The 14462-nt window shown below is 47.3% G+C and carries 14 protein-coding genes; 11 read left to right on the forward strand and 3 right to left on the reverse strand.

The genetic code is table 11. The features are described from left to right. Positions 1-6 precede the first annotated feature (6 nt). On the reverse strand, positions 7-1503 hold the full coding sequence (locus tag ACX0G9_RS12580; protein ID WP_459065261.1) for a flavin monoamine oxidase family protein: 1497 nt from the start codon (positions 1501-1503) through the stop codon (positions 7-9). Positions 1504-1644: 141 nt separating this feature from the next. Here ACX0G9_RS12580 and ACX0G9_RS12585 point away from each other — a divergent pair, with 141 nt between their 5' ends. Beyond that, on the forward strand, positions 1645-1938 hold the full coding sequence (locus tag ACX0G9_RS12585; protein WP_459065262.1) for a helix-turn-helix domain-containing protein: 294 nt from the start codon (positions 1645-1647) through the stop codon (positions 1936-1938). Positions 1939-1943: 5 nt separating this feature from the next. Next, positions 1944-3215 (forward strand): type II toxin-antitoxin system HipA family toxin, encoded by a 1272-nt coding sequence (locus tag ACX0G9_RS12590; protein WP_459065263.1) that lies wholly within the window; start codon positions 1944-1946, stop codon positions 3213-3215. A 99-nt stretch (positions 3216-3314) separates the two neighbouring features. Here the strand turns inward: ACX0G9_RS12590 and ACX0G9_RS12595 are convergent, their stop codons facing one another. Beyond that, positions 3315-3788 carry a CYTH domain-containing protein gene (locus ACX0G9_RS12595; RefSeq protein ID WP_459065264.1) on the reverse strand — a complete coding sequence of 158 codons (474 nt, stop codon included), beginning with the start codon at positions 3786-3788 and terminating at the stop codon, positions 3315-3317. Positions 3789-4165: 377 nt separating this feature from the next. On the opposite strand from ACX0G9_RS12595, the gene ACX0G9_RS12600 reads away from it, so the two are divergent. Next, positions 4166-4567, forward strand: coding sequence for a RidA family protein (locus ACX0G9_RS12600; protein ID WP_459065265.1), 402 nt, complete (start codon positions 4166-4168; stop codon positions 4565-4567). Between the two features lie 9 nt (positions 4568-4576). On the opposite strand, the gene ACX0G9_RS12605 is transcribed toward ACX0G9_RS12600, so the two are convergent. Then, a complete protein-coding gene (locus ACX0G9_RS12605) occupies positions 4577-4957 on the reverse strand; it encodes a winged helix-turn-helix transcriptional regulator (protein ID WP_459065266.1) in 381 nt (126 codons plus the stop codon). Between the two features lie 122 nt (positions 4958-5079). On the opposite strand from ACX0G9_RS12605, the gene ACX0G9_RS12610 reads away from it, so the two are divergent. The 8 genes from ACX0G9_RS12610 (at position 5080) to ACX0G9_RS12645 (ending at position 13914) form a co-directional block, all read left to right on the forward strand. Continuing rightward, a complete protein-coding gene (locus ACX0G9_RS12610; RefSeq protein ID WP_459065267.1) occupies positions 5080-6036 on the forward strand; it encodes an NADP-dependent oxidoreductase in 957 nt (318 codons plus the stop codon). A 146-nt stretch (positions 6037-6182) separates the two neighbouring features. Beyond that, a complete protein-coding gene (locus ACX0G9_RS12615; RefSeq protein WP_459065268.1) occupies positions 6183-6830 on the forward strand; it encodes a GntR family transcriptional regulator in 648 nt (215 codons plus the stop codon). A gap of 228 nt (positions 6831-7058) precedes the next feature. Next, positions 7059-8270 carry an Nramp family divalent metal transporter gene (locus ACX0G9_RS12620; RefSeq protein ID WP_459065269.1) on the forward strand — a complete coding sequence of 404 codons (1212 nt, stop codon included), beginning with the start codon at positions 7059-7061 and terminating at the stop codon, positions 8268-8270. Between the two features lie 18 nt (positions 8271-8288). Further along, positions 8289-9305, forward strand: coding sequence for an NAD-dependent epimerase/dehydratase family protein (locus ACX0G9_RS12625; RefSeq protein ID WP_459065270.1), 1017 nt, complete (start codon positions 8289-8291; stop codon positions 9303-9305). A gap of 4 nt (positions 9306-9309) precedes the next feature. Beyond that, on the forward strand, positions 9310-10338 hold the full coding sequence (locus ACX0G9_RS12630; protein ID WP_459065271.1) for a dihydrodipicolinate synthase family protein: 1029 nt from the start codon (positions 9310-9312) through the stop codon (positions 10336-10338). Positions 10339-10358: 20 nt separating this feature from the next. Continuing rightward, positions 10359-11501 (forward strand): Gfo/Idh/MocA family protein, encoded by a 1143-nt coding sequence (locus tag ACX0G9_RS12635; protein ID WP_459065272.1) that lies wholly within the window; start codon positions 10359-10361, stop codon positions 11499-11501. Between the two features lie 79 nt (positions 11502-11580). Further along, positions 11581-12906 carry a Gfo/Idh/MocA family protein gene (locus ACX0G9_RS12640; protein WP_459065273.1) on the forward strand — a complete coding sequence of 442 codons (1326 nt, stop codon included), beginning with the start codon at positions 11581-11583 and terminating at the stop codon, positions 12904-12906. Positions 12907-12945: 39 nt separating this feature from the next. After that, entirely contained in the window at positions 12946-13914 is a 969-nt protein-coding gene (locus tag ACX0G9_RS12645) for a 3-keto-disaccharide hydrolase (protein WP_459065274.1), read from the forward strand. Positions 13915-14462 lie beyond the last annotated feature (548 nt).

The following is a 14462-nucleotide window of genomic DNA, read 5'->3' on the forward strand; positions in this document are numbered from 1 at the left end:
GTCTGCTTACAATTTATCGATCTCTCCGGCAATACGCCGGGCGCTGCGAAGACAGGACTCCATGCCGCGGCTCATATTGTCTGCATAAGTACCGGCAAAATATATGCGTCCATCAGGCTGGAGTACCTGGGGCCAGAATTTATGCATTTCGCCGATGGCAAACGGTTCCATTTCACAGACGGGGGCATATTTATCTTTTGACCAATCCAGGGTCAAGGCCTGTTCGATGGTATCCTTTTTACCGGGATATACCTCGCGGAATGCGGCCAGTATCTGCTGCGGCGGGAATCCGCTGGGTCCAAAGGCTTTCAGAAGGATGCGTTGGGTGTCGACCTGATTAGAGCTTCGGCCAGCAACACTGTTGCTGCCCTCGCTCGCATCCTTCGCTGATTGCTCGGATGCTACCCAAATAGAACTGATCAGCGGATGTTCGAATTCCATATTGATACTGGGAATACCGTCCTCGAGCCAGAATTTCGATGCGGCTTCAAATACGTAAAAGGGGTGGGAAGAGTATTTAAGATGATTGACGACATATTGTTTAGCCGGGGAAAGTGCTGGTGTAATGGGAATAGACTGAAAAACGGGCAAACTGATACAGTTGACCAGCATATCGGCCGAAAGTGCTAGCTCCTGCTTCCTGCCAAAAGGGCGGCAGCTGACCGTCACGCCGGTGGCGCTGTGCCGGATCGCCGTTACGGGATGGTTGAGTTTGACCCGATTACCCAGTCGTTTGGCAAACGCTATGGGCAGCTGTTCGTTACCGTCTTTGAGGTGAAAGGTCTCGCCTTCGGATGGCGGGATGCCACGCGAATACATGATGGAAAGCCGCCAGAGAAAATAAAGGGCATTTGTATATTTTCCACCCAGGAATCGCAGGGCGATTGGCGAAGCGCCCTCTTTTTTATAGACCTCGGCGATGGCAATTTTGTCATAGTCATCATAACCAACTCCAAAGGGCTGCCAGGGATCGGTAAACTTATCGAGGTATTTTTTTACGAAGAAATCGGGCAGCTCATACATAGGATGCTGCGACAGGAACTCAACTTCCCGGTCGTTGAACCCAAGGCCTTTCAGCACGGCAGGCTCTTTCAATTTATCCGCGCTATAGATCTTCCCGTCGATGACCTTCAGTTTATCTTTGTCATAGCTATGCTCTGAGCCTTCCGCGTTTGGGTAGGGAATCGCTGTCAAATTGAACTCCTCGATATATTCAAAAAAATGCTCATAGCCTGGTTGGGTGATATGGTCGGCGCCGTAATCTGCGTAAAGCCCATCGGATAGCCCATCGCGGCCGGTGAATACATGACCTCCATACCGGCCCGAAGCCTCGAGTACCGTTACGGTATGCCCGGCTTTCATTAATTCGTAGGCACAGCACAACCCGCTGATGCCCGCGCCCAGAACTATCACCTTTTTCGTTGCAGCCGTCTTAATATAAGGAGATAACACCAGGCCCGCGCCGGCAGTCAATGTGTTTTGTAGAAATATGCGTCGCTTCATCTTACAATTTAAGAAATTCGGCAAAAAAATAAGGAAATGTAAACTGGGATGGTATTAAAGGGGTTTCAAAATAAAATACAACAAATGACCGTTATTTCGGTCATTTATGTATATATTTGACTGAAATATCGGTCAAATTATATGCGTAGCAAGAAAACGATATTATTACCCACAGCGGACAAAATCCTGAAAGGATTGGGTGAGAACGTAAAACTAGCCCGTAAACGTCGAAGGCTATCTGAAATACAGGTAGCAGAAAGAGCGGGTATTGCCCGGTCTACTCTTCAGCTAATAGAAAAAGGAGATCCGGGGGTATCCATGAGCGCCTACCTGCAGGTGCTTTTTATTCTTGGATTGGAAAAGGACTTATTGGATGTCGCGGCTAATGATCCCTTGGGGAGGAAATTGCAGGATGCAGGACTGCTCAAAAAATGATACTAATGGCCAAGACAGCTTCTACTTTAAAGCAAATATGGGTATATGCAGACTGGGCTGGTTTAGGCGCATCCCAACTAATGGGAATCCTCCAGACAGAACAGGTCAGGGGAAAGGAAATCTTTTCCTTTACTTATGATAAAGCTTGGTTGGCAGATCGGAATGCGGTGGTGTTAGATCCCGACCTTGGATTATTTGCCGGGCCACAATATATACGGGCAGAAAAATCAAACTTTGGACTATTCACCGATTCGGCACCTGACCGGTGGGGAAGAGTATTAATGGAGCGTCGGGAGGCATTTGCAGCCCGAAAGGAGGGTCGAAAACCCGGGAAATTAATGGAAAGTAATTACCTGCTCGGTGTATTTGATCTTTACCGTATGGGCGCCCTTCGATTCAAAATGAATCCGGAAGGTCTGTTCCTGGATGCTAACGCGGCTATGGCTGCCCCCCCAATGACTTCACTCCGAACTTTGGAAGAAGCTAGTTTGCATTTGGAAGATGCAGATGGTATGGAAGATCCGGCATTTTCGCAATGGTTGAATTTGTTAATGGCTCCTGGTTCTTCGCTTGGTGGGGCAAGGCCCAAGGCAAGCGTAATAAGCCCGGAAGGGGAGCTCTGGATAGCGAAGTTTCCAAGTCGTAAAGATGACTGGGATATCGGAGCTTGGGAGGCTGTTGTCAATAATCTGGCTATTAAAGGAGGAATGCAGGTTGCCGAAGGTGTGGCACGCCGATTCACGCAAAGCTTTCACACTTATCTGACAAAACGATTTGACAGAGTAGATGGGGGACGCCTTCATTTCGCGTCGGCGATGACATTACTCGGACAGACAGACGGCGCTGATGCTGGTGCTAATGTCTCCTATCTGCACCTGGCAGAGCTCCTTATGCGAAATGGGGCAAGACCTGATAATGATCTGGAAGAGCTTTGGCGACGAATCGTCTTTAATATATGTGTGAGTAATAGTGACGATCATCTCCGTAATCATGGCTTTATATTGACATCCAAAGGATGGGTTTTATCACCAGCTTACGATCTTAATCCCATTCCCTTTTCTACCGGATTGAGCCTGAATATTTCTGAGCAGAGCAATGCCCTGGATCTGGACCTGGCAAGGGAGGTTGCCGGCCAATTTCGTTTACAGGAAGGAAAAAGGGAAGCCATCATCAAACAGGTAACAGATTCTGTCGGTAAATGGCGAACCGTTGCGGAGAAAATTGGATTATCACGAAGCGAGATGCAAAGAATGGAGCCTGCATTTTTGGCGGATTAAAATTCATGATAACAGAATTTTATTTAATAATCCTTCTGTTTTTTGGAGAGTAAACGCTTGAAATTATCCAATTTTTAAAAAACCTCCAGACCATTTGAGTTACGAACCCCAATTTTTGTATGGAGTAATTGTTAAATTCGAATTGTAATATTTTTCGTCTCCGGTAACCTCTTTATCGATCCAATCCGGACATATAAAATGTTCATCTTCGCTTTTCAGTTCTATTTCTGCAATAATTAACCCAGTGTTATCTCCAAGGAACTCATCCACTTCCCATACTTTATTTTCAAATGAGACTCGATATCTAACTTTTGAAAGCTCAGAAGTTGAAAAATTGTCTAACAATTCTGCGGCATCAGAAATTGGTATTTCATATTCATATTCAGGCCTGGTTGCACCAACTGAAAGCCCTTTTATCGTTAAATATCCGCTTGTTTTCGTTAGTCTTACACGGATTGTTTTTTTTGGGTCTGTTAATATATAGCCTTGGCGATAAATTTGCCCCAAAGGCTTTTCAACCTTTTGCCACTTTTCAAAATTGAGTAAATATTTTCTTTCTATTTCTGTTCCCATACCGTGTTAATTATTGAAAGTATTAATATTAAAATGAATGTTACTCAACGCCAATGAAACTGTTTTTTGAACGGCCACATTAAATAGTATGGTTTGATACGCGTATTAATGAAAATAGTAAATTGTCTTTCCAGGGTGGCGAATTCTGCTATGAAAATAAGGGAAAATGCACATTTTCAAACAAAGCAAAATGGAGATCATAAAACTAATTTAACCCCATTTATTAAAATAGTTTAACGTCGATCAGCGGGCGCGAAATACTTTTGTATCCATAATTAATAATAATTGACAAACAAGCCGGCAACTCAAATGGGGATAATACCAATCATAAAATAAAAACAACCACAATAAAAACAACTCAAATAAAAGCCACTAAAATGAAGATCGCTCCCATCCATATTAACCCGGACCCCTATAAGCCCTTTCGCCTTGCCCAAGGCTATCGCGCTGGTGATCTCTTATTCATATCCGGCCAAACGGCTATCGATGATAATGGTCACCTGGTAGGCATTGGGGATTTTGATCAACAGGCCGACAAGGCTTTTGGAAACCTGGAGAAGGTATTAAAAGCTGGCGGCTCGAGTTTTCGAAACGTCATAAAGGTCACGATCCTGCTCAAGGATATGCGTAATTTCGATAAGATCGTTGTCTTACGCGGTAAGTATTTTAAGGCTCCTTATCCGGCGGATACCATATTGGAGGTATCCTCGCTTTATTCCCCGGATGCCCTGATCGAGATCGAAGCTGTTGCCGTAGCCGATGAGGTAGCCGAATGGTAACATCTTTGCTCACTCATTTTCTACGGAGCAGACAGTATCATACAGGATAGCTATCTTCTCTTTTTCCATTTGTGCTTCCGCCCATTGTTTGAGATGAAGGATAAATGGGATCAGTTCCTTCGCAGATGCTGTGAGCGAATACTCGACCCTGGGAGGTACTTCGTGATAAACTTTTCGAAAGATAAGATGGTCGTCTTCCAGTTCCCGGAGCGTTTGCGTTAACATTTTCGGAGTGATTCCCTGGATCTGTTTGCGAAGCTGACCGTAACGAAGTACCCCATTTCCGAACAGATGAATATAAGCGATAATACGCCCCTTGTATTTCCCTCCGATATGCCGGAAAGCATAATCGATAGAGCAAGTCGGAGCAGGTTCAGTTTTTTTAGCCATTTTTTATAAAAATATTATGTTGATTATCAACAATACTATCCTTTTGGTATCTAGGATACAAATTAGTGCATAATTGTTATAAAGATACTTTAAAAATACATTTGCCTTCTAAATAAATAATCATGAAAGCATTTGTTTTAAAACAGCCGGGGGGGATAGAAAATCTGGTAAAAGAAGAATTGCCGACGCCAGTCATAAAAGACAACGAAGTGTTGATAAAGGTAGCGGCGATCAGCATAAATCCGGCCGATGCGTATGTTCGCGGAGATGCAGCAAGGATCTTATCCATTTTGGGGGTAAAAGAGGGAGAGCAGCCCGTGATCCTTGGATGGGATGTTGCGGGTACCGTAACGGAAGTGGGCAAACTGGTCAGCGCCTTTCAAATCGGGGATGAAGTTTTCGGAATGGTAAACTTTGTTGGTCACGGGAAGGCCTATGCAGAATATGTGGCAGCGCCTGCAGCCCATCTTGCAAAAAAGCCTTTAGTCATTTCTCAGGAAGAGGCTGCTGCTTCGACATTGGCAGCGCTGACCGCCTGGCAGTCGCTGGTGACCTATGCGAAAATCAAGAAGGGAGACAAGGTGCTTATTCATAGTGCTGCGGGCGGTGTCGGTCATTATGCCGTTCAACTGGCCAAACATTTTGGGGCTTATGTGATCGGGACGGCCTCGGCCAAAAACAGGGACTTTGTGCTGAGCCTCGGTGCCGATGAATTCATCGACTACAAGACCCAGCCATTCGAGAGTATCGTCCAGGATGCTGATATTATATTGGATGCTGTCAGCGATCCGAAGCATTTAGCCCGTTCGTTAAAGGCTGTAAGACCAGGGGGATTGCTCATAAGTCTTCTTTTTCATTTTGATGAAGCGTTTGTGAAACAACTGCGCCAGAAGGGGGTGGTTGGGCACCGACACATGGTCGGCAGCAGTGGAGATGACATGCGGAGCCTGGCCGTACTGCTGGAACAGGGGGCTTTGAAATCTCACGTGTCACATGTCTATTCCTTCGATGAGTTACCCCAGGCTCATTTACAGATAGAGACCGGGACTACCAGGGGCAAGATCATTGTAAGGGTGTAGTCATTTGTTAGCTAATAATCGGCGAACTCAGCAAGCGGGGTTTCTCTTTCATCCCCCAAACATAAGTTTTGCGGTTTTTACAGCACATCCTATAAAATGTGTACAAAAATTGTTTACTTTTGTTTTACTTAAATTGAACCTGTTTCATGAAAGAGAACTCCCTTGCAAATTTTGTTTATTGGGAAATACGCAAAAAAATCCTGGCCAATCAGTTGACCGGAGGGTCCCGATTGGCGGAGAATACCTGGGCTAATAAGCTGGAAGTCAGCCGGGTAGCTGTGCGGGAAGCCTTGATTCGGCTTTCCGGAGAAGGTTTGGTTGAGTTTGGAGAAAAGGGAGGTTGTTTTGTGCGTTCCTTTACCATGGACGATATCAAAGAGATCAAGGACCTGAGAGAGTTGCTGGAGATCGGAGCACTTAACCTTCTTTTTAAACACCGGGACCAGGAAGTGATCAGGGAATTGGAACAGATCTGTGAGGATTTCTCTTCCATGGTGGAGCGGGGATACCACAGCGGTGCCTGTGAAGCAGATGTAAAATTTCACGAGACCCTGATCAAAGGGGCGAGGAATGGCCGGTTGATCAGCATTTATACCAATAGTAATATCCCGCTGTTTCACTTTAAATTAAGCAGTTCCAGCCAGGTGGACGACTATGCGGAGACAAATACAGAACATCGCAAGATCGTTGAGTATTTAAAGAGTAATGACCTGAAAGCCGCTTCCCAGACACTTTTACAACATCTGAACCGGGGCGAAAAATTAATGCTGGAATTATTGCCCGTGGAGATGTAGCAGGCCAAACCGGAACGATTTTCCGGAAGACATATTTAACGAGGACGATTTTCCGCCAGATATTGATAACCATCCAATTCGGATGGTTTTTTTGTTGTCCTGTTAAATCAGCCATGGCGCTTTTTCATAAAAAGTATACAAAATCTTTTGAAAATTGTATTCAAAATACTTAGATTTGTTTGTAAGGTTAAGGCTTAATTATACTCACTTATAAACTAAGGACTGCTTATGAAAGGGAAATGGAGAGGTTGGCTGAATTCCTTAATTCCTGGTATCATCACAGTAGCCGTGGTCTTCGGCCCGAGCAAGGTGACCATCGCCTCCAAACTTGGTGCACAATACGGAAGCGCTCTATTGTGGATCATCGTAGTGGCCATCTTCTTTATGGCCATCTATACCAATATTGCGGCCAGGATCGGTATGGCCACCAGGGTTTCCCTGCTGACGACGATCCGCAACAAATGGGGGAGCGCAGTGGCCGGCATCATCGGATTAGGCGTATTTGCCGTCTGTACCTCCTTCCAGGTTGGCAATGCGGTAGGTGCCGGAATTGCGATCGGAGAATTTACCCATACTTCCGCCAAACCCTGGATAATTGTTGTCAGCCTGATCGCCATTGCCCTGCTTTTCGCCAAACGTTTTTATGCCTTATTGTCCAAGGTGATGATTGGCGTTGTCCTGCTGATGTTGTTCTCCTTCCTGGTTACCTGTATATTATCGCACCCCTCTTTTCAGGAGATCGGACAAGGTTTTGTTCCTTCCATCCCTACGGGTTCGGAAGGTCTGGTGATTGCTTTTGTAGCCTCCTGCTTTTCTTTGGTGGCCGCCTTTTATCAATCTTACCTGGTACAACAGCGTGCAGTCCAGTTAAGCGATGAGGCAAGGCTGGGCATGAAAGACAGGAGCCTGACGGGCATGTTGGTGTTAGGGGTGATGAGTGCCGCTGTATTGTTGTGTGCGGCAGCCGTCCTGCATCCCAGGGGTATATCCCTGCAAAGCGCCAAGGATATGGGCAAGGCGTTGGAGCCCTTATTTGGTCTTCGTGCTTCCCAGCTTTTTTTATTGGGATTGTTCGCCTCCTCCTTTTCAGCACTGGTTGGTAATGCAGTCGTGGGAGGCACCGTTTTTTCCGATGCTATTAAATGGGGATACAGCATGGATCAGCTCAGGGTAAAGATCTGCATCGCGGTTATCATATCGCTTGGGGCAGCACTGGCTTATATATTCGGAGCCATGCCGCTGCAAATGATCGTTTTTGCACAAGGCATCACCATTCTGATCGTTCCGGTGATCGGACTGGCCTTGCTCCTCATCTCCAATGATGCAACGATCATGGGCGAACGCAGGAACAACCCCTTTTGTAGAATCAGCGCCATTACCGGTCTCCTGTTGATACTGGTCCTGGCCGGTATGAACATAAAAACCTTGTTTTTTAAATAACGTTTTAAAGTAAATGATATGACGGATTTACAGACAAAATATGCTTCCATGCTGAAGCCTTCTGCAAGGCTCATAGAAGATATCAAACGATTGGATGGGGATATCCTTTTTTTAGGCGTGGCCGGTAAGATGGGACCATCCATGGCGGTCTTAGCAGCCGAAGCCGTACAGGCGGCCGGGCTTCAAAAAAAGATTTATGGTGTAAGCCGATTTTCGCAGCCGGAGATAAAGACGGATCTGGAAAAAAAAGGGGTGATCACCATTTCAGCAGATCTCCTGAACAGACAGGAGCTTTTTCAGCTCCCCGACGTAAAAAATGTGATCTACCTGGCCGGAACAAAATTCGGAACGACCGGCAAAGAGTATTTCACCTGGGCGATGAATAGTTATCTGCCCGGTATGGTGGCCGAAAAATTCCAGCAATCGCGGATCATTGTTTTTTCCACCGGAAATGTTTACCCGCTCACTCCTTTGTCCAGGGGCGGCGCCACTGAATTGGACCCAACAGGACCAATAGGAGAATATGCACAGTCCTGCCTGGGACGCGAGCGGGTATTTGAATATGGATCAGCCACCTACGGAACGGAAATGCTGATGTATCGTTTGAATTATGCCAACGACGTTTCCTATGGGGTGTTGCTGGAGATTGGAAAAGCGGTAAAGGAAGGCCTTCCCCTGGATTTGAACATGGGACATGTGAATGTCATCTGGCAGCAGGATGCCAATGAGATTGCCATCCGCTCCTTATTGCATTGTTCAAATCCACCCAAACTATTGAATGTTGCCGGACCCGAGACGGCCTCCGTCCGTTGGATCGCAGAAGAGTTCGGAAGATTGATGGGCAGGAACCCCGTGTTTACCGGGGAGGAGCAATCCACTGCTCTGTTGAGTAATGCGGGAGAAAGCTTCCGCTTATTCGGATATCCGTCCGTCTCTTTGAAGGAGATCATAGAACTGGATGCCGCCTGGTTATCAGAAGGTGGCAAAACGTTGAACAAGCCTACACATTTTCAGGAAAGAAAAGGAAATTTTTAATACTATGCCGTTAAATTCATCGATCAAGAAGATATTAAGTACAGGTGCCTTCATACCTGCACACCCTCTTGCGCTCACGCAGGATTTCAAACTGGATACGGCCTGGCAGAAAGGCCTGACCAACTATTATATCCGTTCCGGTGCCGACGGCATTGCCATTGCTGTACATACCACCCAATTTGAGATCCGGGATCCCCGGCATGCCTTGCTGGAACCGGTATTGGCCCTTGCCGCCGAGAGCATTGATAAGGCAGGAAAAAACCAGGATTCTTTTATCAAGGTAGCCGGTATTTGCGGCCCCACCACACAGGCGGTTAAAGAGGCGGAGCTGGCGGTAAAGTATGGCTATCACCTGGGCCTGGTAAGCAATGGGGGGCTGAATGATTGGTCCAATGCGCAATTGCTGGAGCGGACCCGAGCCATTGCGGAGGTCATCCCCGTATTTGGTTTTTATCTTCAACCAGCCGTAGGCGGCAGGCTCCTGGATTTTGATTTCTGGGCTGCCTTTGGCGGGATACCCAATGTAGAGGCCATCAAAGTAGCATCGTTCAACCGCTACCAAACGCTCGATGTGGTTAAAGCCGTTTGCCATTCCCCCCGCCGCCATGAGATCGACTTGTATACAGGCAACGACGATAACATCGTTGCCGATTTGCTCACGCCCTACTACATCCCTGTGGGGGATACGATCGTTGAAAAACGTTTTGTGGGAGGCCTGTTAGGACATTGGTCCGTGTGGACAGCTCCTGCAGTACGCTATTTCCGGGAGATCCAGGCCTATCACCGGGACAAGACCGGCAGCCTGGAGAAGTTGCTTGCCTTGAATAGTAACGTCACCGATCTCAACCAGGCGGTATTTGATCCCGAACATAATTTCAAAGGCAGTATCGCAGGGATCCATGAGGCCCTGCGCCGGGATGGTCTCCTCGAAGGTTTGTGGTGTCTCAATCCTAATGAAGTACTTTCCGATGGTCAGGCTGATGCACTTGACCGGGTGATCCGGGCCTATCCCTCCCTGACCTCCCTGGTCTAAATTGGTCTAATTGAAAAACTATGCAAAGGAGGTCCTTTCTAAAGAATACTGTGATGCTGGGCTCATCGGTTGCCTTAGGTAGCCGGGCGTCTTTAGCCTTTCCAGCCGCAGCTTTGCCGGGCACCCAGGGCTCCTCCCAGTTCTCCCTTCATGCTTCCCGGACCCTCCCGGATGTCCCGGATGTCCCGGCATCCCTTCAGGGCAAACGAATTGGTATCATCGGTCTGGACACCTCCCATAGTGTAGAGTTTACGAAAGTACTCAACAATCCTTCCTCCGATTCTCCTTATAAAGGTTACCGCGTGACGGCCGCCTATCCTTATGGCAGCCGCAGTATCGCCAGCAGTAATAACCGGATTCCAGGTTATATAGAGAAAATGAAGGCCTTCCAGGTAATCCTCTGTTCTACCCTGGAGGAATTGCTGGACCAGGTTGATTGCGTATTGCTGGAAACCAATGATGGCCACCTGCATCCACAGCAGGCAGCGCAAGTATTTCAAACCCGCAAACCGGTTTTTATCGATAAGCCTTTGGGAGCGAATCTCCGGGAAGTCAAAGAGATTTTTAAGACTTCAACTCACTACGGTGCTTCATTTTTCACCAGCAGCGCACTGCGATATACCTCCGCCATCCGGGAGATCAGAGCGGCAGAGCCATTTCTGCATACCGGGTCGGACAAGATAACCGGGCCGGGCAAGATAGCCGGGCTTGACAAAGTAACCGGACCGGGCAAAGTACTGGGGGCATCCTGTTTTTCACCCTGTACGATCGAGCCCAGCCACGAAGATCTGTATTGGTATGGCATCCACAGCGTGGAGATGCTGTTTGCCGTGATGGGGCCTGGTTGTAAGACAGTACAGGCCGCTCATTCGACAGATGCCGATATGGCGGTGGGTACATGGGAAGATGGCAGAATCGGTACCTTTCGGGGCACCCGTTCCGGCGTCAATGCTTTCGGAGGCATTGTTTTTGGCGAAAAAAATAATGTCGTGCTGGGAGATTATGATGGTTATGAAGGCTTGTTAAAGGCCATTATTGACTATTTTGCGTCCGGAAAAGTACCGGTACCTATGCAGGAAACCAAGGAGATCTATGCGTTCATGAGTGCTTTTCAAAAAAGCAAACGTCAACGCGGTAAACCCATTCTGCTGGAGCAGTTCTGACCCGTAATTATTTTCTAAAACCAAAAAACGCCAAATGAAAAAAGAGTACAATCGTCGGGGGTTTCTAAAAAATTTATCCATGGCCACCGGGAGCGTCATTGCCGGTGGGGCGATAACGCAACAGGCTTCTGCCGCCCAGATAGAGCAGATCAGAAGGGAGATCCTGGGTGATAAACCTTATTCTGCCAATGACAAGATCAATGTGGCATTGATCGGTGCGGGAGGTATGGGTTCGTCGGATACGAATACTGCCTTGCAGGTGCCGGGTATAAAACTGGTAGCCGTTTGCGATCTCTATGATGGCCGCCTGAACGATGCAAAGACCAAATGGGGCAAGGATCTGTTTACCACCAAACATTACAAGGATATCCTGAACCGGTCGGATGTGGATGCGGTGATCATCGGAACGCCGGATCATTGGCATAAACAAATATCTATTGACGCCATGGCGGCGGGGAAGCACGCTTATTGCGAAAAACCAATGGTCCATGCTGTGGATGAAGGCCCTGCCGTGATCGCCGCTCAGAAAAAATATGGTAAAGTATTCCAGGTCGGCAGCCAGGGGTTGTCCTCACTGGGTAATGAAAAGGCCAGGGAACTGCTGAAAGATGGCGCCATTGGTAAGCTGAATTACGCAGAAGGTTTCTGGGCACGCCGTGCTCCGGTTGAAGTATGGCAGTATCCTATCCCCGACGATGCTTCAGAGAAGACCGTGGATTGGGACACCTTTATCAGCAATACCACGCACCGGCCCTTTGATAAAATGCGTTTTTTCCGTTGGAGGAATTACCGCGATTATGGCACCGCCATGGCCGGCGACCTGTTCGTGCATCTTTTCTCCAGCCTGCACTTCATTACCAATTCGATAGGGCCGGATCATGTGTATGCTACCGGCGGATTGAGGTTTTGGAATGACGGCCGTGAAGTGCCCGATGTATTGCTCGGCTCATTTGATTATCCCGAAAGGACCGAACACCCTGGTTTTAACCTTTCTCTTCGCTGCAATTTCGTGGATGGCACAAGTGGCACGACTTATTTGCGTCTGGTCGGCAGCGAAGGTTCCATGGATGTCGAATGGGACCGCGTTACGGTAAAGAGAAATAAAGCGTTCGATTCGCATGATCCGTTTATGGAAGCCCAGTTGGCCAAGGCTGGCAAAGGACAGGACAACCGGAAAAAAATGTTGTCTCCCGAATCCTTCGTTTTCCAGGCAGAAGAAGGGTATAAGGGAGCGCATTATGATCACTTTTCCAATTTCTTCAACGCTATCCGTAATAACGGCAGCGTGGTGGAAGATGCCGTATTCGGTTACCGGGCTGCCGCACCGGCGTTGATCTGTAACGATAGTTATTACAGTCACAAGCCGATACAATGGGATGCCGTAAACATGAAAGTAATCGGATAACTATTGTTGTATCCATATTTAAGATAAAACAAACAAATCATGAACATTAGAAAAAGTATAATGACTGCCTGGATCGGCTTGGCTGCCATCGCGCCACAGCTGGCCCATTCGCAGGTTGCACCCGTCAATGCCAATTCCGTTACCGGCGGTGACCTGGCAGGCAGGTGGGATCTCACGGTGTTGGATGATGGCAAAGAAAGAGCCTCCTGGCTGGAGATCGAGGTCTCGGGTTTCAGCACGCTGGTAGGGCATTTTGTCGCATCCGGCGGAAGTGCAAGACCGATATCCAGAATCATAACGGATCATAATAAATTTTCCTTTGCCATCCCTCCGCAATGGGAGAAAGTGGATAAAGATATGGTCCTGGAAGGGGAGACCACCCCGGAAGGAATCAAAGGGGTCATCCATTCAAGTATGGGACAGGATCTTACCTTTACCGGTGTAAGAGCGCCACTGCTGACGGAGACCAAAAAAGTTCAATGGAAAAAGCCAATCCAGCTGCTCAATGGCAAAGACCTGACAGGATGGGTAGTGGATGGAGACAAAAATCAATGGATCGTTGAGAACGGAGAATTGATTAGTCCGCATTCCGGTTCCAACATCATTACCAAAGAGAAATTCCGCGATTTTAAATTGCATATCGAGTTTAAATACAAACAGGCCAGCAACAGCGGCGTGTATTTGAGAGGCCGCTACGAAACGCAGATCATCGACAATGCACTCACTGCACAGCCATCGAGCCATCTTTTTGGTGGAATTTACGGGTTCCTAGTACCCAGTGAAATGGCAGCGCTTGGACCCGAAAAATGGCAAAGCTTCGATATTACCCTCATTGGCAGAATGGTTACGGTCGTTGCCAATGGTAAGACCATCATCTGTAACCAGGAGATCCCCGGTATCACCGGCGGGGCGCTGGACAGCCGGGAAGGAGAACCCGGACCCATTTATCTGCAGGGCGACCATGGTCCTGTGTCCTTTAGAAATATAGTGCTCACACCCGGTGAATAAGAGGCGACCGATCTAATAGCTAGTTATAGATACTTAATAGATATTTTACAGAGTAGGGGAGGTACGAAAATCGTACCTCCCTTTTTTTTGTGGCTTTTATGTCAAAGTCTCCGCTACGTCTCTGCTAGGTCTCCCCTTCTTTGCCAGGATCTTATACAATTCCTGTTCTGATGTGTATACACAAATATGATCTTCGTCGGAGTCCAATCTTGACCCCGGGCAGGTAAAAATGAACTGGCCCAGTGTTCAAATGCCAGAGAAGCCCCTTTCTGCTCTGCGTCCCAATGGTTTCAGGCCCCTCAAAATCGCATTTTCCAGAAAATAAACTTATACAATTAACTATATTTTTTTGTATACAAAAATATCCTTAATTTGGATGCACAGACGCTGATTAGTAATATGAATATAACAGACAAACATACCAGACTGCAATCCTTGGATATTTTCAGGGGTATGATTGTTTGTACCTGTTCTCAGAATTGTTGATGAAGCTGCTGCTGTTCCCGGTATCCAAGGCCGGGGATCAATGTGTTCAATTGTTAATAATA

The organism is Flavitalea flava (genome assembly GCF_054461575.1).

Coding starts and splice junctions, on each gene's coding strand:
- ACX0G9_RS12580 (WP_459065261.1), bottom strand. CDS start 1,503: ATGAAGCGACGCATATTTCTACAAAACACATTGACTGCCGGCGCGGGC.
- ACX0G9_RS12585 (WP_459065262.1), top strand. CDS start 1,645: ATGCGTAGCAAGAAAACGATATTATTACCCACAGCGGACAAAATCCTG.
- ACX0G9_RS12590 (WP_459065263.1), top strand. CDS start 1,944: ATGGCCAAGACAGCTTCTACTTTAAAGCAAATATGGGTATATGCAGAC.
- ACX0G9_RS12595 (WP_459065264.1), bottom strand. CDS start 3,788: ATGGGAACAGAAATAGAAAGAAAATATTTACTCAATTTTGAAAAGTGG.
- ACX0G9_RS12600 (WP_459065265.1), top strand. CDS start 4,166: ATGAAGATCGCTCCCATCCATATTAACCCGGACCCCTATAAGCCCTTT.
- ACX0G9_RS12605 (WP_459065266.1), bottom strand. CDS start 4,957: ATGGCTAAAAAAACTGAACCTGCTCCGACTTGCTCTATCGATTATGCT.
- ACX0G9_RS12610 (WP_459065267.1), top strand. CDS start 5,080: ATGAAAGCATTTGTTTTAAAACAGCCGGGGGGGATAGAAAATCTGGTA.
- ACX0G9_RS12615 (WP_459065268.1), top strand. CDS start 6,183: ATGAAAGAGAACTCCCTTGCAAATTTTGTTTATTGGGAAATACGCAAA.
- ACX0G9_RS12620 (WP_459065269.1), top strand. CDS start 7,059: ATGAAAGGGAAATGGAGAGGTTGGCTGAATTCCTTAATTCCTGGTATC.
- ACX0G9_RS12625 (WP_459065270.1), top strand. CDS start 8,289: ATGACGGATTTACAGACAAAATATGCTTCCATGCTGAAGCCTTCTGCA.
- ACX0G9_RS12630 (WP_459065271.1), top strand. CDS start 9,310: ATGCCGTTAAATTCATCGATCAAGAAGATATTAAGTACAGGTGCCTTC.
- ACX0G9_RS12635 (WP_459065272.1), top strand. CDS start 10,359: ATGCAAAGGAGGTCCTTTCTAAAGAATACTGTGATGCTGGGCTCATCG.
- ACX0G9_RS12640 (WP_459065273.1), top strand. CDS start 11,581: ATGGCCACCGGGAGCGTCATTGCCGGTGGGGCGATAACGCAACAGGCT.
- ACX0G9_RS12645 (WP_459065274.1), top strand. CDS start 12,946: ATGAACATTAGAAAAAGTATAATGACTGCCTGGATCGGCTTGGCTGCC.